Origin of the sequence: Thalassospira marina (assembly GCF_002844375.1) — a bacterium.
Classification (GTDB): domain Bacteria; phylum Pseudomonadota; class Alphaproteobacteria; order Rhodospirillales; family Thalassospiraceae; genus Thalassospira; species Thalassospira marina.
The window spans coordinates 704040-720150 of sequence record NZ_CP024199.1; the positions used below are offsets into that span (position 1 = coordinate 704040).

The following is a 16111-nucleotide window of genomic DNA, read 5'->3' on the forward strand; positions in this document are numbered from 1 at the left end:
CTATCTTGTTTTTTGAACAATATTTGTTGTTTATTCCCCGCGAAAGTAAGGTTGGAGCCACTATTTTTATTGAGTTTTCCGGTGAAAATGGTGCGCTGTTTCAAAAATATTAAATAAAATAAAAGGAACGACACGTGATTTATTGCACTTCTTGCGGAACTGAAATTTCAGAAGCCGCGATTGCCTGTCCGAAATGCGGTCAGCCCAATGCAGCCGCTGGCGAACCGGGTTCGCCCAAAGGGTTCGTCCCGACTTTGTTGCTGTGTCTTTTTCTGGGCGTTTTCGGTATCCACCGTTTTTATGTCGGTAAAATCATCACGGGCATTCTGATGATTTTGACGTTTGGTGGCTTTGGGATCTGGTCGTTTATTGATTTGATCATGATTATTGTCGGCAGCTTCCGCGACAAAAACGGCCTGCGCGTTAAGCGATAAGGTTTTGGACGGTTCCGTTTAATGGCGGGTGAAAGTTATGGATGAATCTCGCGATGTAATTGGCGTGTCCGATGTGCCAGCCGCACCTGAAAACGTGAAGTTTTGTGCGAAGTGCGGGTATAAAATGCCCAGGGAAACTGAAGTATGTCCGTCCTGTGGGCATCCCTGTTCCCTGCCGCCAACGGCCACTGCTGCGGATTTGCACGACATCAGCCCAAAAAGTTTCGGTACGGCCGTGGCATTATGCGGGGTGTTCGGAATATTGGGCATCCATCATTTCTATCTTGGCAACATTTTGCACGGGATAGCCGACTTTCTGTTGTGCGTTGTCGCCCTGGCCTGTTTTGCCAGCCATGAGCCATCCTTTGTATTGATCGGGATGTTTTTGTTGCTGGTCGATATTTCCCATACCGTTTGGGTCATGATCCGGTTGTTTACCGGCAATACCCGGGATGGGCATGGCAAACTGGTGGTGTATCCCGGCCAGATATGATTGTGCCGGGATCGCGCATTAACACAAAAAAGCACCTTGTCGCTGGCAGGGTGCTTTTTGTTTTGCGCCATCGTGCCGGGGCAGCCTGCTGACACATCCTGACAGGGGGATGTGAATTTTGCGTGTTGTGGCATTTCCTTTTGTCGCGCGCTTCGCTATCACTGGGGCATAAATGTTTTTCAGGGAGTTCCCCAGATGGCCTATTTGTTTGCACCTGCCGACGCAACCACCGTACCGGTTGAGGGTAGCGACGATGTTTTCCCGGTAAACCGCATTTTCTGCATCGGCAAAAACTATGCCGACCATGTGCGTGAAATGGGCTCGGACCCGGCAAGCACGCCGCCCTGTATTTTCATGAAACCGGCTGACACCCTTAAGGTCTGTGACGGGGACCTTGCCTATCCTTCGGCAACCGAAGACCTGCATTATGAAGGCGAACTGGTTGTTGCCCTGGCAAAGGGTGGCAAAAACCTGGATCGCGCCAGTGTTGAAGAAGCCATTTTTGGCTATGCCTGCGGCCTGGATATGACCCGCCGTGATGTGCAAAGCGGCCTGAAAGAACGCCGCCTGCCATGGGATATGGCAAAATCATTTGATGATTGTGCCGCCATTTCCGCAATCCGCCCCAAGGCCGAATGTGGCACGCCGGCTGATGCCAATTTGAAACTGTCGGTCAATGGTGATGTTCGCCAGAATGATACAACGGCGAAAATGATCTGGCCGGCCATTGATGCGCTGGTTCACCTTTCCACCCTGATCGAGCTTAAGGCTGGCGACCTGCTTTATACCGGTACGCCCGAAGGTGTTGGCGCGGTGGCCCGGGGTGACCGGATGGATGTGGTCATTGAAAATGTCGGTTCGCTGAGCGTGACACTGAAATAACCCCAGAAACGGAGCCGGTTTTGAAAGTCGTAAGCTGGAATATCAATTCGGTACGTTTGCGTATTGACCAGGTGACGCAGTTTTTGCGTGACCAGCAGCCCGATGTGCTGTGCCTGCAGGAACTGAAATGCCCGGACGAGCATTTCCCGCACGAAGCCTTTGAAGCGCTGGGCTACAAGCATCGCCATGTGCATGGCATGAAGTCCTATAATGGGGTCGCCATTCTGTCCAAGCTGCCCTTTACCAGCACCGAAATTAAACATTTTTGCGCCAAGGAAGACCGCCGCCATTGCATGGCCGCGTTTGAAAATGGCGTTGAAGTGCATAATTTCTATATCCCGGCGGGTGGTGATGAGCCGGACCCCGCAATTAACGAGAAGTTTGCCCACAAGCTGTCATTCCTGCAGGAAATGACCCAATGGTGGACCGAACGTTTGCGGGGCGGTGCCGGGAAAAAAGCGGTTCTGGTGGGGGATTTCAACATTGCCCCGTCTGAAAATGATGTGTGGTCGCACAAGCAGCTTTTGAAGGTTGTCAGCCATACCCCGGTCGAGGTTGAGGCGCTGGAGCGTTTTCGCAAAAGCGGTGATTTCATTGATGCGGTTCGTGAAATCTATCCTGAGCCGGAAAAGCTTTATAGCTGGTGGAGCTATCGTTCCAAGGACTGGCGCCAGTCCAATAAAGGCCGTCGTCTGGACCATATCTGGATGACCCCGGAAATGGCCGGGTCGGTTACGAAGGCATCGGTATATGACACCGCGCGTGACTGGGTGAAACCGTCCGATCATGCGCCGGTGATTGTCGAATTCAAAATCTGATATCGCATGGCCGTGCCCGGTACTTTTATCTGATGACAGGGTGAAAGTGCCGGTCGGCCGGGTGAAGATACAATATTGGCACAGGTGGGGTATCTGCTTGAAACAGGCGGATTTTTCTTCCGCCTGTGCCTTTTTTATGGGACACTTCGCGCGGTTCGGGGGCTTTGGAATATCGGTTGATCGGGTTTGGCACCAAGCCAGTTGATGCCTGCCCAATGGCCGGTTTTCCGCAAGTGGGAATGGTAAAATGCGCAAAATCCTGATTGGCCTGACGATCATTGTTCTGATCGTTGTGGGTTTCCTTGTTTATTTATACGCCAATCTGGATTCGATTGTTAAATCGACCATCGAGGATGCGGGCACCCGCGTAACGCAGGCTGATGTCAGTGTGGCGTCGGTCAAAATCGAAACCACGCAAAATACGGCAACCATTACCGGGCTTAAAATTGGCAACCCGGCCGGGTTTTACAGTGAACAGGCCTTTTCGCTTGGCGATATTTCGGTCGCGATTGATGGATCATCGCTGACGGAACCGGTTATTCACGTGGAAAAGGTCGTGATCAAATCGCCGTCCATTACCTATGAGGTGGGCGACAATACATCGAATATCGCGACCATTCAGCGCAATGTCGAAAGCTTCATCAGCCGTGTTTCCGGGCCGTCGGGCGAAAATGCCACCAAGGATGCCGATGAGATTAACAAGGAACAGGGCGGCACCCGCGTTGTTATTGACCATGTTTATATTACCGATGGATCGGTTGGGATTTCGGCCAGTTTCCTGGGCGGCAAGCAGCTTTCAACATCGCTGCCAGACCTGCATCTGACCGATATTGGCCGGGACAGCAATGGGGCAACCCCCGCCCAGGTGGCCGAAGAGATCCTGTCGGCAATCAATGGGGCGGTGATCAATTCGGTATCCAAGCTGAATGTGGATGGCTTGATGCAGGGCGTTGGCGATTTTGGCAAAAGCCTGGCCGCGCCGATTGAAAAACTGGGTTCGTCCGATACCGCCACCGAGGGCAGCAACAGCCTTAAAGACGGTGCCGATGCCGTGGGGAATGCCGTAAAGGGCCTATTTGGCGGCGATAAGGCGGAATAACGGGCTTTGCCTGTTTTGCTCGGTTCGGTGTTTCCGGTTTGTAATGGCTTGATGCGGCAAACAAATAAGTGCGGGGTTCTAGCCCGGGGATTGAAATTCGTCGTAAACTTGCCCGAATTTATTTGTTATATGGCGTAACGAGGGGATTGATCGTCAGACACGGTTGCGCCAGCGGTTTTGCGATTTACTGTTTCGGATGTTTTGCATCCGTTAAAGAACAAGGAAAATGAAATGCGTTTGCTGATTGCAATTCTGTTTCCGTGGCTTCTGTTCTTCACCATTGGCCGGCCGATTGCCGGTATTATTTGCCTGATCCTGCAGCTTACTTTTGTTGCTTGGATCGTGGCGTCGATTTGGGCGGTTTACGCCCTTAGCCAGTATAATACCGACAAGAAAATCAAATCGGCCATGGGCGAGCGGACTTTCTGATAAAGCCAGCGACACCGCGATTTGACATGAAAACCGGTACGGGCCATCCGTGCCGGTTTTTCTTTGGGCAATGGGCAATGGGCGATGAGTAATGGGCAATGGCGCGGGCGCAGGCGGCATGGGAAAGCGGCGTTAAAACCGCAACCGGCCCAGGATCACACCACTTAGCTGTCCTAACAGGCGACGAATGATCAGCCGGGTAAAAACAAAGGCCAGCATCGCACAAAGGGGCGGCCAGTACCATGCGGCCAATTCGGCACGCGGGCTTTGCTCCACCAGCCCATAAATTACGGCTGCGCTTCCCCCTGCTGCCAGCAGGGCAAGACGACGGTAATAACGCGCCAGAAATTTTCCCAGAAACCACCACATGGCAGCTCTATTGTCGGCTTTTGCCTGCGCGGGCAAGGAAAAACAGGGGCATCAGAGCGCTGGACAGCGTTAACGATGCCGCGCCAAATGAGGGGATGGTCGGTGACTTGCGTGTCCTGTCCTGTCCAGTTCGCGGCGGTCCTGTGTCACATTCCTTAAATAATGCAGGCATGGGGGGCAAAATGGGGCAACCCGCCATGCGACAGGCTGAATGCAGCACCGTACGAACAGCCGTAAGCCGGGATGTGCTGTGTTGGTGCTTTTTGTTTGTGCGGGCAAGTTTGGATTGTTTGCATTCTGGATTGAGGCACAATGGGCTGTGTGCCATGTCATGCTGCACTTCGTTTCAGGACAAAAATTGTATACTGGATACGAACCCATTGCGTTAAGTTCGCGTATCACGGAGATCGAACAGCGAAATCAGGTAGAACAGGCAATGAAAGATCTATGGCTTTATGACTGGATGTGCCGGTTTCGGTTTTTGAATTACCGTGGCAAGATCATGGTCATGGCGTTTATCGGCACGCATATTCCGCTTATTACCCTTGCGGTTTATTTTGCCTTTCAATCCGCGCCTGACTGGAATGTGTTTTTTACCACTGTTGGTATTACATTGCTGGCAACGCTGGGCGGAACAGCGCTAACGCTTTATGTGTTGAATGCCCTGTTAATGCCGGTCGTGCAGACATCGCGCAGTTTACGTCGCTATCGCCAGGAACGGGTCGCTGTGGGCCTGCCGACCCATTATACCGATGAAGTCGGCACCCTGATGGCCGATGCATCGGAAACCATCCATCACCTTGATGCCGTGCGCCACAGCCTTGAATATGTTGACGAGGTTACCGGCCTTCCCAACCGGCGCAGCCTGGAACATTCGATCAGTATGCGGATGGCGCTTGAAAAGCCGTTTCATGTTGCGGTCGTGCGCTTTGGCAATTTTTCGCGCCTGGTGCAAACGGTGGACCCGGAAGAAGCCAACCATGCCGCCCAACTGGTGGCAGAGCGCCTCGATGCGGCATTGGCCGGGCGTGCGCAGCTTGCGCGCATTGGCAAGGCGGAATTTGCCTTTTATTTCGATAAACGCGACTTGCCGCTTTCGACCCTGAATTCGCGCCTGAACGATATTTTGCAATCATCATCCGATGACATCATTTTTGCCAATCTGACCTATCAGCCCGAACTGCTATGTGGTGTTGTTGCCTTTCCGGAAGACGGGCAGAAGGCGGAAAACTTGCTTAGCAATGCCATATCGGCCGCCCGGCAGGGCAGTGCGGGTTCGCCCGTTGTGCATCATTCGTTTGAGGCCCGTGGTGCTGCCTTTGAGCAATTGAAACTGGAACAGGATTTACGCCTGGCGATCGAGCGGGGCGAGTTTGTGCTGTTTTATCAGCCGGTGGTTAATATGCAGACCGGGACGGTGGAAGGGGCCGAGGCCCTTATCCGCTGGCAACATCCCGAACGGGGCCTGTTGGGGCCGCAGGTTTTTATTCCGGTTGCCGAAGAAGCCGGGCTGATTGACCAGATTGGTCAGTGGGTGTTGCGGGAAGCCTGCGCACAGGTGCAGATGTGGGAGAAGGCGGGTAAAACCAGCTTGCGCATATCGGTGAACCTGTCGGCGCGGCAGTTGCTGGAACCTTCCCTGATTGACCAGGTGTTTGATGCCATTTCCCAAAGCGGGATTGCACCACAAAAGCTGGAACTGGAATTGACCGAGACGGCGGCCATGGCCGACTATGCCAACAGCTTTAGCGTCTTTAACCGCCTGCGCGAACGGGGCGTGACGATTGCGATTGATGATTTTGGCACGGGTTACGCCAGCATGAGCTATCTGCGCCAGTTACCGTTCGACAAACTTAAGATCGACCGGGAGTTCGTCCAGAATGTTCAGCAATCGCCGGATGGACAGGCAATTTGCCGGGCGATGGTGGCCCTGGCGCAGGGGCTTGGCCAGAATGTGGTCGCCGAGGGGGTGGAAAATGTCGAGGAGGCATCATTCCTTTCTGATATCGGCGTGCAGCTTTTTCAGGGATTTTATTTTGCCCGTCCGGTGCCGGTTGCAGAATTTGATGCATCCTGCCTTGCCATTGGAGCCATGGCCCGCCCCCAGACCCTGCATTAAACCGGGGTTGGGGGCTGTTTTGCCGATAAGTGCCGTGCTGATGTGATGCATGGGGGCGGGCGATTAACGCCCCTGTGATCCACCAATATCGCGGGTCAGGCGGGCGGCGAAGTCGTCTGTCATGCCGGAAATATAATCCAGAATGGCAAGGTAAAGGCTGTAAAGGCGGCCACCAACGGGCATGTCGTCACGGCCGATCAGTTCGCGAACGCGCGCGGTGCGATAGCTAAGGTCGCTTTCGCCCTTGGCCTGATGCAGCTCCAGCGCGGCCCGGCAGAAGGTATCAAGCAGGACTTCAATACAGGCAAAGGCGCCTACCTCGATCTGGACCTTGCGACGGTTCAGAATGATCTGCTGTTCGGAAAATGCCTTGGCCGCCAGAATCATATCGTTATAGGGGCCATCAACATATGCCAGAAGATCTCCGGTAAGCTCGCCTGCCAGAAGGTGTTCTTCATGGGCAAGAAATGCATCACTGATCGCGGCGAGAAGGCCGGTCATGATGCGGCCCCGCAGGAAGTTCATTTTGCGCGTGATGCTGGCTTCGCGGTGATATTCGGCCGGAACATCCTTGATGCAGGGCATGATCAGATTTTCAAAAACCTGAAAATCCACCAGTTCCAGTTCAATGCCATCTTCAATATCGATCAGGGCATAACAAATATCGTCCGCTGCCTCGACCAGATAAACCAACGGGTGGCGGGCATAACAATGTTGCCCGCGTTCCAGAAGGCCGGTTACCTCGGCCACCTGTGCCAGCATTGGTACTTCCTGCTGAAAGGCACCAAATTTGCGCTTTTCGGGGAAGGGGCTGTTAATCGCCGTCCAGGGATATTTGATGAAACTTGCCAGCGTGGCATAGGTCAGGCGCATGCCACCATCATGCAGGCCGGTGCGCTTGTTCGTCAGCAGGCGAAACCCCTGGGCATTGCCTTCAAAGGTTAAAAGGTCGGCGCGTTCGCCTTCTGTCAGCAGGGCGAGAAATTTGGCGTCGGCCTCGGCAAACCATTGGCGAATGGCATATTCACCAGCATGGCCAAAAGGAGGGTTGCCGATATCGTGGGCAAGGGCCGCAGCCTGGACAATAGCGGCAAGGTGGTCGGCTTCGACATGGTCGGGCAGGTGCTGCTTTTCGGCCAGGCGGTGCCCTACCATCAACCCCATCGACCGCGCGACACAGGATACTTCCAGACTATGGGTCAGCCGGGTGTGGATATTGTCATTTTCCGGCAGGGGGTGAACCTGCGTTTTGCGTTGCAGGCGCCGGAACGCCGATGAAAAAATGATGCGGTCGTAATCCTTGTGGAAATCCGACCGGCCAAAAGTCCCGACAGATGAATGTTTGGTGCCCAACCGGGCCGGTGACAGCAGCTTTTGCCAGTTCATCATCTGTTTTGTTTCCTGCATTCTTTCATCATTGCGGACGTTTGTGTCGTCCCCATTGGCGGTATTACGGGTTGTGATATAGGCCCAAAGGCACGATGACGAAAACCCCTGTTGTGTGTTTTCATCATGAGCCCGGCACTGCGGCGGACCCGGCCAGCAAACCACCATCAATTGTCAGCTCGGTGCCGGTCATATAGGCGGCCTCGTCAGATGCCAGCATAACCGCCAGTGCCGCGACCTCGGCGGGGCTGCCAAAGCGTTTTGCCGGGGTATCGGCAACAAGGGCAGCCATGTTTGCGGCCCGTTCCGGCCCTGATCCCAGCATGGGTTCCCACATGGGGGTTAATATTGCTGCCGGATGGATGGAATTGCAGCGAATGTTATAGCCTTGCTGGGCACAATAAAGCGCGACGGTTTTGCTATGATTGCGAATGGCCGCCTTTGACGCGGCATAGGCCGCCGCCGCCGGAATGCCGACCATGCCGGAGCGTGATGATATATTAATGATCGACCCTGATGGCCGGTTGCGCATGGCACCAATCGCGTATCGGCACCCCAGGAATGTACCATCAAGATTAACCCGGTGAACCGCGTGCCAGTCCGCAAGGCTGGCATGTTCCGGGTCATGGGCAACCATGCCCTGTTCAAACCCGGTAATGCCGGCATTATTTACCAATACGTCAATTTCGGGATACTGCGTGGCAAAGGCATTCCAGTCATCCTCGCAACCAACATCAAGGCGCATGGCTGAACAGCCCTGTTTTTGGGCAAAGTCGTGCAGGGCGGTTTCATTGCAATCGGTTGCGATAACCTGTGCGCCTTCGGCCAGGAAGGCTTCGCAAATGGCGGCACCAATGCCACGCGCTGCACCCGTGACGACGCAAATCCTGTTTTCAAGGCGTTTCATGGGTGCATCCTTTCAGCTTGGCGGCACGATACAGGCAAAAAAAGTGGCGCGTTTTTCAACGCGCCACCCATCATCGCAGGTCAGCCTTAAGGCTTGCTTAGTGACCCAAACCTTTTTCCATCACGCTATCCAGGCGACGGGCAAAGGCGACAGGGTCGGGCAGGGCCTCGCCTTCAAGGATGCGGGCCTGGTCCAGCAGAAGCTGGGCAGCATCTTCAAGGACGGGGGCCTTGGCATCGGCCTTTGCCAGATCCGAAAGTTTGCGGATCAGGCTGTGTTTCGGGTTGATTTCAAGGATACGCGCACTGACATCGTCAACGCGGTTATGCTGTTTCATCAACCGTTCCATCCGAAGGTCCATATCGGTTTCATCGGCAATCAGGCAGCAGGCCGAACTGGTCAGACGGTCTGATTCGCGGACATCCTTCACACTGGTTCCCAGCGCAATCTTGATGGCGGCAATCAGGGTATCAAGCTCGGCATCGCTAACAGCCTTGTCCTCGGCATCGTCTTTTTTGTCGTCGCTGGCATCATCGGCTTTGACGTCGTTCAAATCGGCACCGCCACGGGTGACAGATTTGAAGTCTTTCTCGTCGAACTGGCCAACAGCAGGCATCCAGAATTCGTCAACCGGGTCGGTCAGCAGCAGAACTTCGACGCCCTTGGCGTCAAAGCCTTCCAGCTGCGGGCTGCGGCGCAGCGCATCCACATCTTCACCGCTGATATAATAGATGGCCTTCTGGCCTTCCTTCATGCGGTTGACATAATCTTCCAGGCTGGTCCAGCCATCGGCCTTCGATGATTTGAACCGGGCTAGTTTCAGGATGCGGTCGCGATTGGCGTAGTCTTCGTAAAGGCCTTCCTTGACGACCGAGCCAAAGGCCTCCCAGAAGGTATTGTAGCCTTCGATATCCTTTTTCGCGCTGCTTTCAAGTTCGGAAAGAAGCTTTTTGGTCAGGCCGTTCTTGATTTTGGTCAGAAGCGGGTGGTCCTGCAGCATTTCGCGCGACACGTTAAGCGGCAGGTCCTGGCTATCGACCACGCCCGAAACAAACCGCAACCAGGGCGGCAGCAATTCATCGGCCCCTTCGGTGATGAAAACCTTGCGGACATAAAGCTTCAGGTGCCCCTTGCGCGACGGATCATAAAGGTCGAACGGGCGCATGGTCGGAATGTAAAGCAGGCCGGTATATTCAATCGCGCCTTCGGCCTGATAGTGGATGGTTTTCCACGGGTCATCAAAGGCGTGCGAGCTGTGCTTGTAGAATTCCTTGTACTGCTCGTCGGTGATTTCCGATTTCGGCCGGGTCCAAAGGGCCGAGGCTTCGTTCAGGGTTTCATCCCCGCCATCTGCCTTCATCAGGATCACCGGAATACCGATATGGTCGGAATAGGTTTTGACGATGTGGCGCAGGCGGTATTCTTCGGTGAAATCCTTGGCATCTTCATTGAGATGCAGGGTGATCTGCGTGCCGCGGCCTTCCATTTCGGCTTCGGCGATGGTGTATTCGCCCTTGCCATCGGATGTCCATTTCCAGGCCTGGTCTTCGCCCGCCTTTTTGGTGGTGACTTCAACCTTGTTTGCCACCATGAAGGCCGAATAAAAGCCGACGCCAAACTGGCCAATCAGATCGACGCTTTTTTTCGCGTCTTTTGCCTGGCTCATGGCTTCAACAAATTTGGCCGTACCGGAATTGGCAATCGTACCGAGATTTTCCACCAGGTCGGCTTTGTTCATGCCAATGCCATTATCGATAATGGTCAGGACATTACGAACATTGTCCGTCATCAGGCGAATTTTGAATTCGCTGTCGCCGGCAATCAGTTCGGGGTTGCCAATGGCTTCATAGCGCAGCTTGTCACACGCATCTGATGCGTTGGAAATGAGCTCGCGCAGGAAGATGTCCTTGTTGGAATAAAGCGAGTGGACAACGATGTCGAGAAGGCGGCTGACCTCTGCCTCGAACCGCATTTTTTCTTCCGTCATGACCTCTGTTTTCTCCTTTGGGATCAATGGACTTACCATCACTTTACGAGGATAAAAAATATATCCTCCGCGACCGCAACCTGCTTGATATGCGTCAACACATCTTGCAGCGCAAGCCCTGTATCCTACATCTAAAGGAACACGGTTTTTCCCGGCACCCCAAAAACGGTGTCGATCCTGCCCCGGGATGGGCAACATCCCGGATAAAAATGCAAGGTGTCATACCTTGTGAACGTCCAAGGCTTAAACAGGAGGCCAAATATGAAGGTTCCCGTGCAAATCACCTATCGTGATGTTGACCAGTCCGATGCGCTTGACGAGCGTATCCGTTTCAAGGTGGAGAAACTGGAAGAGACCTTCGATCGCATGACGTCCTGCCATGTGATTATTGAAAGACCGCATTCATCCCACGCCCGCAGCCAGTATGCCGTTCATTTCGGCATTAATGTTCCGGGCAAGGAAATCATGGTCAAGCGCGATAGCGCCGATCACGCGCACGAGGATGTTTATATCGCCCTTAAAAACAGCTATCAGGCCGCGCGTCGCCAGCTCAAGGAATATGCCGAAAAGATGCGCAACCATTAAACAGGTTGCCAGGCAATTGATCCCGTAGAGGGTTTTGAAAGGATCGGGGCGGCAAGGATGCCGCCCCGTTGTTGTTTCTGCTATTTGTGCTGCGTTCGGGTGTAACCCCGGCAGGATTGGGGCCGTTTCGCCCCTGTCAGGCAAACTGGTTTTGCAAAGCACCCTGTATGCCCTGTTGCGGGCCGGTTCCGGCCACCGGTGCATGTTCAAGCGTTTCAAGCGGCAGGCGGGCGTCACGCAGGGCACGGGCCCACCATTTCAAATCGGCAAGCTGTTTTTGGACGGCGGCCCTGGCGGTGGCGCTGTCATAGGGGCGGCCATCGTCGCCAAAACAGTCCCAGACATTGGCAAAGCTGACGGTTTCGCGGATGGTGGCAACGTGAAGTTCGCCAAAAACATTGCGTAACTGTTCGGCGGCGCGCAATCCGCCGGAAATGCCGCCATAGGTCACAAAGCCCGCTGGTTTGCGGCACCATTCATCGCGGGCCGAATCGATCAGAAGTTTCAGTTCACCGGTAAAGCTGTGGTTATATTCCGGTGTCACGATCAGATAGGCATCCGCCTCGGCAATGGCGGGGCGGATTTGTGTGGTGACGGGGCAGTTTTGCCGCCCGCCGCGCGGGGTATGTTTGATCAGGGCGGGGTCGATGGTTTCAATCAGAAAATCGCCGTCTTCCAGAATGATGGGAACCAGCCAGTTCACAATCGTATCGCAAAACCGGCCCTTGCTGGCACTGCCATAGATGATAGCCAGATTTAAACGTTCCATCATTTCATCCTCTGTTTTTCTGTTCAGGGATTTCGTTTCTAAAACCTCAACTTATGTTAAGGTCAAGCGGATAATGAAATTGATGGCAGGATGAAAATGGCACCTGTAAAACCGGCCACCCGGCACCGGATCAGCCCGGTTCTTTCGGTGGGCGACGTGGCGGCCCGAACCGGCCTTGCGGTTTCGGCGATCCATTTTTACGAACGTCAGGGCCTGATCCGCAGTATTCGCACCCAGGGCAACCAGCGCCGTTTTCATCGCGGGGTGTTACGGCGCATCGGCATTATCAAGGTGGCGCAACGCACCGGTATTCCCCTTGCCGAAATTCGCGAAGCCCTGTCCAGCCTGCCGATTGACCGTCCCCCCACAGGGCGGGACTGGCAACGCCTGTCGTCGCGCTGGCGCGATGACTTGAATGTCCGCATCGAACAGCTTACCCGCCTGCGCGACCAGTTAGGCGACTGCATTGGCTGTGGTTGTCTGTCATTGTCGGATTGTCCGCTACGTAACCCTGATGATTACCTGGCAAAAGACGGGCCGGGGGCGCGCCTGTTGGAAGGCGCTGCCGGGGATGTTGCAGAAGACGCCGTAAATGCCCCGGCAAGTGATGACGGGCACGAATGATTTCGCTGCTTTTGTATGCAGATGTGACACCGGGGTGAAAAATGCCCTGAAAATTGGCGTTTTGCCGGGGGTGAAAATGGCTGAATGCTTGACTTCGCCCGGGCAAAGTGTTGAAAAGCGCTAAGACCGGTGGTTTCCGTACCCGGTAACCGCCTGCTGGAAGAGTTTTATGCAGATTTCAACCCGATCCGGTCCCCGCATTCTTGCCGTTCTGGGGCCGACCAACACCGGCAAGACCCACCTGGCCATGGAACGGATGTTGGCGCATACCACAGGTATGATCGGCTTTCCGTTACGCCTGCTTGCGCGCGAAAATTATGATCGCGCCGTGGCCAAGGTTGGCAAAGGGGCCGTTGCCCTGATTACGGGTGAAGAACGCATCCTGCCGCCGCGTGCGCGCTATTATCTGTGCACGGTCGAGGCCATGCCGGTAAATATGCCGGTTGATTTCATGGCAATTGATGAAATCCAGATGTGCGCGGACCCGGAACGCGGCCACGTTTTTACCGACCGGTTGCTTCATGCCCGCGGGCGGCATGAAACCATGTTCATGGGCGCTGAAACCATTCGCCCCGTGATCCGCCAGCTTGTTGATAATGTCGAATTTGATACCCGTGCGCGGTTTTCAACCCTGACCTATTCCGGGCCAAAGAAAATCCAGCGTTTGCCTTCGCAATCCGCTGTTGTGACATTTTCCGCGCAGGAAGTTTATGCCGTTGCCGAACTGGTCCGCCGCCAGAAGGGCGGGGCAGCCGTGGTATTGGGCGCGCTTAGCCCGCGCACACGTAATGCCCAGGTCGAAATGTTCCAGAATGGTGATGTGGAACATCTGATTGCGACGGATGCCATTGGCATGGGCCTTAACCTTGATCTGCAGCATGTGGCATTTGCCGCCCTGTCGAAATTTGACGGGCAGTTCCACCGGAATCTGAGCGCTGCCGAAACCGCCCAGATTGCCGGGCGCGCCGGGCGCCATATGAATGATGGTTCCTTTGGCGTTACCGGGAATTTGACCGGCATTGACCCTGACATCATCGAACAGATCGAAGCCCACGAATTTGATGCGCTGACCAAAGTATACTGGCGTTCGGCGCGGCCTGATTTCCGGTCTGTCGAGGGATTGCAGCAATCATTGCGGCGCTTGCCTGATAATCCGATGCTGATTCGCGTGCGCGAACCGGTTGACGAGATCATGCTTGATCATCTTGCGCATAGCGAAGACATCGCCCGCATTACCCGGTCGCCTGACCGGGTGCGGCTGTTATGGGAAGTCTGCCAGATTCCAGACTTCCGAAATATCCATACTGACGCCCATCCGCGCCTGCTTGGTTCCATCTACAAATTCCTCTGTCAGCCAAAAAGCAAGCTGCCAACGGACTGGATGGGCGAACAGGTCTTGCGTATGGATCGTTATGATGGTGATATCGACCAGCTATCTTCACGGCTCGCGGGGATTCGCGTCTGGACATATGTTTCGCACAAGCATAACTGGCTTGATGACGCGAATCATTGGCAGGAACGAACGCGCGCCATTGAGGACAAGCTGTCAGATGTGCTACATGAACGGTTGACCCAAAGGTTTGTGGATCGCCGGACCTCGGTTTTATTGAAAAGTCTCAAGGACAAGTCTGAACTCATGTCTACCATCACTGCGAATGGTGAAGTCCAGGTCGAAGGTGAATTCGTCGGCCGATTGGAAGGATTCCGTTTCATTGCCGATGAAACCGATGCCGCTTTCGAAGGCAAAGCAATTGCCAGTGCCGCCCGTCGCGCACTGAGCGGTGAAATTGCCCAGCGTGTCAAAACACTGGAAACGGACGAGGATGGCCAGTTCGCCGTGAATGGCAAACTAGAGATCCTGTGGAACGGTGCCGCCGTTGGAACCCTGAAAAAGGGTGACACGGTTCTGAGCCCGGAAATCAGCGTCATCGACAGCGAATTTTTTGATGGCCCCACGCGCGAACGTGTGCGGATCCGGTTGCAGACATGGCTGAACAGCCATATCGAAACCCGCCTCAAGATGCTGACCCGCCTGCGGGACTGCCAGCTGACCGGCGCGATTCGCGGCCTGTTGTTCCAGCTTAACGAAGGTCTGGGCTGTGTTCCGCGTTCGGAACTTGAAAGCCTGATCAAGGACCTGAGCGATGATGATCGCAAGGCGCTGGCAAAACTGGGCGTGCGCCTGGGTGTTGAAACGGTTCACGTTCTTGATGCCCTGAAGCCGGACCCCGTTGAACTGCGTGGCATTCTTTGGGCGGTTTCGCGTGAGCTTGAAGAACTGCCGGAACTGCCGCCGGCAGGCCGCACGTCGGTTCCCAATGATCGTGCCAATTCCAAGGGTTTCTATCTGGCTGCCGGTTACATGCCGGTTGGCCCGCTTGCGGCCCGCGTTGACATGCTGGAACGTTTTGCCGCCCTTCTGCGCCAGAAAGCGCGTGAAAATGACGGCAAGGTTCGCCCTGATCCCGATCTTCTTTCGCTGCTGGGCTGCACGGTTGAGCAGGCCGAAGGCGTTTTCACCGCCCTTGGCTGGCGTGCCGAGATCGTAAAGGTCAAAAAGGCACCGGCGGCCGAAGCGGCCAGCGAAGCCAAAGCGGAAGAAACTGCCGAAGCAGGCGAATCGGAAGCAGCTGTTGCCGTTGAAGCACCGGCCGAAGCCGAAGCGACCAGCGAAACCGAAGTGAGTGCCGATGCATCGGCACCGGCCGAATCGGCTGAAGGTGCTGCTGGCGATGATGAATTTGAAGAAGTGAAATTCTTCGTTCGTGTTGATCGTCGCAAACGCCATCATGCTGGCCAGAATGCCCGTGGCCCGCGCAATAACCAGCAGGCAAATGCAGCTGGCGAAGGTCGCGGTGCTGGCAATGGCAACCGTGGCGGCCAGAAAGGCGGCCCGCGCAATGCCAAGGGCGGCCCGAAATCGGGTGGTCCGAAAGGCAATGGCCCGCGTCATGGCGGTAAACCGCAGGCACCTGCGAAAAACAATCAGATCAACGAAGATTCGCCCTTCGCGAAGCTTAAGGAAATGCTTGCCGCCAAGGGCTGATGCCAGGCTGGCTGCATAATGATCCGGTTTTCGGCCTGTTGTGGAAACACAGCAGGCCGAACTGCTTTTTGGGCTCTGTTTGGCAGCGTCTGTCAAGGGCCCGGGGCAGGGGGACGTGTTCTGGCATCACAGCCTTGCCAAATACCCCGCCAAAATGAAACAAA

General features: G+C 54.8%; 15 protein-coding genes. 10 read left to right on the forward strand and 5 right to left on the reverse strand.

Features of this window, described 5'->3' with window-relative positions; all coding sequences use genetic code 11:
• Positions 1 to 134: 134 nt before the first annotated feature.
• The 6 genes from CSC3H3_RS03100 (at position 135) to CSC3H3_RS03125 (ending at position 4155) form a co-directional block, all read left to right on the forward strand.
• Positions 135 to 434 carry a zinc-ribbon domain and TM2 domain-containing protein gene (locus tag CSC3H3_RS03100; protein ID WP_101283641.1) on the forward strand — a complete coding sequence of 100 codons (300 nt, stop codon included), beginning with the start codon at positions 135 to 137 and terminating at the stop codon, positions 432 to 434.
• 124 nt (positions 435 to 558) lie between these two features.
• Positions 559 to 927: an NINE protein gene (locus CSC3H3_RS03105; protein WP_157831812.1), complete on the forward strand. Its 369-nt coding sequence runs from the start codon at positions 559 to 561 to the stop codon at positions 925 to 927.
• Positions 928 to 1122: 195 nt separating this feature from the next.
• Positions 1123 to 1809, forward strand: a complete 687-nt coding sequence (locus CSC3H3_RS03110) for a fumarylacetoacetate hydrolase family protein (protein ID WP_101283644.1) — start codon at positions 1123 to 1125, stop codon at positions 1807 to 1809.
• Positions 1810 to 1829: 20 nt separating this feature from the next.
• Positions 1830 to 2627 carry an exodeoxyribonuclease III gene (gene xth, locus CSC3H3_RS03115; RefSeq protein ID WP_101283646.1) on the forward strand — a complete coding sequence of 266 codons (798 nt, stop codon included), beginning with the start codon at positions 1830 to 1832 and terminating at the stop codon, positions 2625 to 2627.
• A 247-nt stretch (positions 2628 to 2874) separates the two neighbouring features.
• Positions 2875 to 3726, forward strand: a complete 852-nt coding sequence (locus CSC3H3_RS03120; RefSeq protein WP_101283648.1) for a DUF748 domain-containing protein — start codon at positions 2875 to 2877, stop codon at positions 3724 to 3726.
• A 231-nt stretch (positions 3727 to 3957) separates the two neighbouring features.
• Complete coding sequence (locus CSC3H3_RS03125; RefSeq protein WP_101283650.1) at positions 3958 to 4155, forward strand: YqaE/Pmp3 family membrane protein; 198 nt, start codon at positions 3958 to 3960, stop codon at positions 4153 to 4155.
• A 132-nt stretch (positions 4156 to 4287) separates the two neighbouring features.
• Here the strand turns inward: CSC3H3_RS03125 and CSC3H3_RS03130 are convergent, their stop codons facing one another.
• On the reverse strand, positions 4288 to 4524 hold the full coding sequence (locus tag CSC3H3_RS03130) for a hypothetical protein (protein ID WP_101283652.1): 237 nt from the start codon (positions 4522 to 4524) through the stop codon (positions 4288 to 4290).
• A 436-nt stretch (positions 4525 to 4960) separates the two neighbouring features.
• On the opposite strand from CSC3H3_RS03130, the gene CSC3H3_RS03135 reads away from it, so the two are divergent.
• Positions 4961 to 6643, forward strand: coding sequence for a putative bifunctional diguanylate cyclase/phosphodiesterase (locus CSC3H3_RS03135; RefSeq protein ID WP_172963388.1), 1683 nt, complete (start codon positions 4961 to 4963; stop codon positions 6641 to 6643).
• Between the two features lie 63 nt (positions 6644 to 6706).
• Here CSC3H3_RS03135 and CSC3H3_RS03140 read toward each other — a convergent pair whose 3' ends face one another.
• The 3 genes from CSC3H3_RS03140 to htpG all read right to left on the reverse strand — a co-directional run bounded on the left by CSC3H3_RS03140 (position 6707) and on the right by htpG (position 10923).
• Entirely contained in the window at positions 6707 to 8032 is a 1326-nt protein-coding gene (locus CSC3H3_RS03140) for a deoxyguanosinetriphosphate triphosphohydrolase (protein WP_101286073.1), read from the reverse strand.
• 121 nt (positions 8033 to 8153) lie between these two features.
• Positions 8154 to 8936 carry an SDR family oxidoreductase gene (locus CSC3H3_RS03145; RefSeq protein ID WP_101283656.1) on the reverse strand — a complete coding sequence of 261 codons (783 nt, stop codon included), beginning with the start codon at positions 8934 to 8936 and terminating at the stop codon, positions 8154 to 8156.
• Between the two features lie 97 nt (positions 8937 to 9033).
• Complete coding sequence (gene htpG, locus CSC3H3_RS03150; protein WP_101283658.1) at positions 9034 to 10923, reverse strand: molecular chaperone HtpG; 1890 nt, start codon at positions 10921 to 10923, stop codon at positions 9034 to 9036.
• 261 nt (positions 10924 to 11184) lie between these two features.
• Between htpG and CSC3H3_RS03155 the strand changes: the two genes are divergently transcribed.
• Positions 11185 to 11508 carry an HPF/RaiA family ribosome-associated protein gene (locus CSC3H3_RS03155; RefSeq protein WP_101263743.1) on the forward strand — a complete coding sequence of 108 codons (324 nt, stop codon included), beginning with the start codon at positions 11185 to 11187 and terminating at the stop codon, positions 11506 to 11508.
• Between the two features lie 136 nt (positions 11509 to 11644).
• Here CSC3H3_RS03155 and CSC3H3_RS03160 read toward each other — a convergent pair whose 3' ends face one another.
• Entirely contained in the window at positions 11645 to 12280 is a 636-nt protein-coding gene (locus CSC3H3_RS03160; protein WP_101283660.1) for an NADPH-dependent FMN reductase, read from the reverse strand.
• Positions 12281 to 12373: 93 nt separating this feature from the next.
• Between CSC3H3_RS03160 and soxR the strand changes: the two genes are divergently transcribed.
• Positions 12374 to 12901 carry a redox-sensitive transcriptional activator SoxR gene (gene soxR, locus CSC3H3_RS03165; RefSeq protein ID WP_101283662.1) on the forward strand — a complete coding sequence of 176 codons (528 nt, stop codon included), beginning with the start codon at positions 12374 to 12376 and terminating at the stop codon, positions 12899 to 12901.
• Positions 12902 to 13070: 169 nt separating this feature from the next.
• Complete coding sequence (locus CSC3H3_RS03170) at positions 13071 to 15947, forward strand: helicase-related protein (RefSeq protein WP_101283664.1); 2877 nt, start codon at positions 13071 to 13073, stop codon at positions 15945 to 15947.
• Positions 15948 to 16111 lie beyond the last annotated feature (164 nt).

Excerpts from the sequence above, each read along its gene's own strand:
- CSC3H3_RS03105 (WP_157831812.1), top strand. The coding sequence starts at position 559 with ATGCCCAGGGAAACTGAAGTATGTCCGTCCTGTGGGCATCCCTGTTCC.
- CSC3H3_RS03110 (WP_101283644.1), top strand. The coding sequence starts at position 1,123 with ATGGCCTATTTGTTTGCACCTGCCGACGCAACCACCGTACCGGTTGAG.
- CSC3H3_RS03120 (WP_101283648.1), top strand. The coding sequence starts at position 2,875 with ATGCGCAAAATCCTGATTGGCCTGACGATCATTGTTCTGATCGTTGTG.
- CSC3H3_RS03125 (WP_101283650.1), top strand. The coding sequence starts at position 3,958 with ATGCGTTTGCTGATTGCAATTCTGTTTCCGTGGCTTCTGTTCTTCACC.
- CSC3H3_RS03130 (WP_101283652.1), bottom strand. The coding sequence starts at position 4,524 with ATGTGGTGGTTTCTGGGAAAATTTCTGGCGCGTTATTACCGTCGTCTT.
- CSC3H3_RS03135 (WP_172963388.1), top strand. The coding sequence starts at position 4,961 with ATGAAAGATCTATGGCTTTATGACTGGATGTGCCGGTTTCGGTTTTTG.
- CSC3H3_RS03140 (WP_101286073.1), bottom strand. The coding sequence starts at position 8,032 with ATGATGAACTGGCAAAAGCTGCTGTCACCGGCCCGGTTGGGCACCAAA.
- CSC3H3_RS03145 (WP_101283656.1), bottom strand. The coding sequence starts at position 8,936 with ATGAAACGCCTTGAAAACAGGATTTGCGTCGTCACGGGTGCAGCGCGT.
- htpG (WP_101283658.1), bottom strand. The coding sequence starts at position 10,923 with ATGACGGAAGAAAAAATGCGGTTCGAGGCAGAGGTCAGCCGCCTTCTC.
- CSC3H3_RS03155 (WP_101263743.1), top strand. The coding sequence starts at position 11,185 with ATGAAGGTTCCCGTGCAAATCACCTATCGTGATGTTGACCAGTCCGAT.
- CSC3H3_RS03160 (WP_101283660.1), bottom strand. The coding sequence starts at position 12,280 with ATGATGGAACGTTTAAATCTGGCTATCATCTATGGCAGTGCCAGCAAG.
- soxR (WP_101283662.1), top strand. The coding sequence starts at position 12,374 with ATGGCACCTGTAAAACCGGCCACCCGGCACCGGATCAGCCCGGTTCTT.
- CSC3H3_RS03170 (WP_101283664.1), top strand. The coding sequence starts at position 13,071 with ATGCAGATTTCAACCCGATCCGGTCCCCGCATTCTTGCCGTTCTGGGG.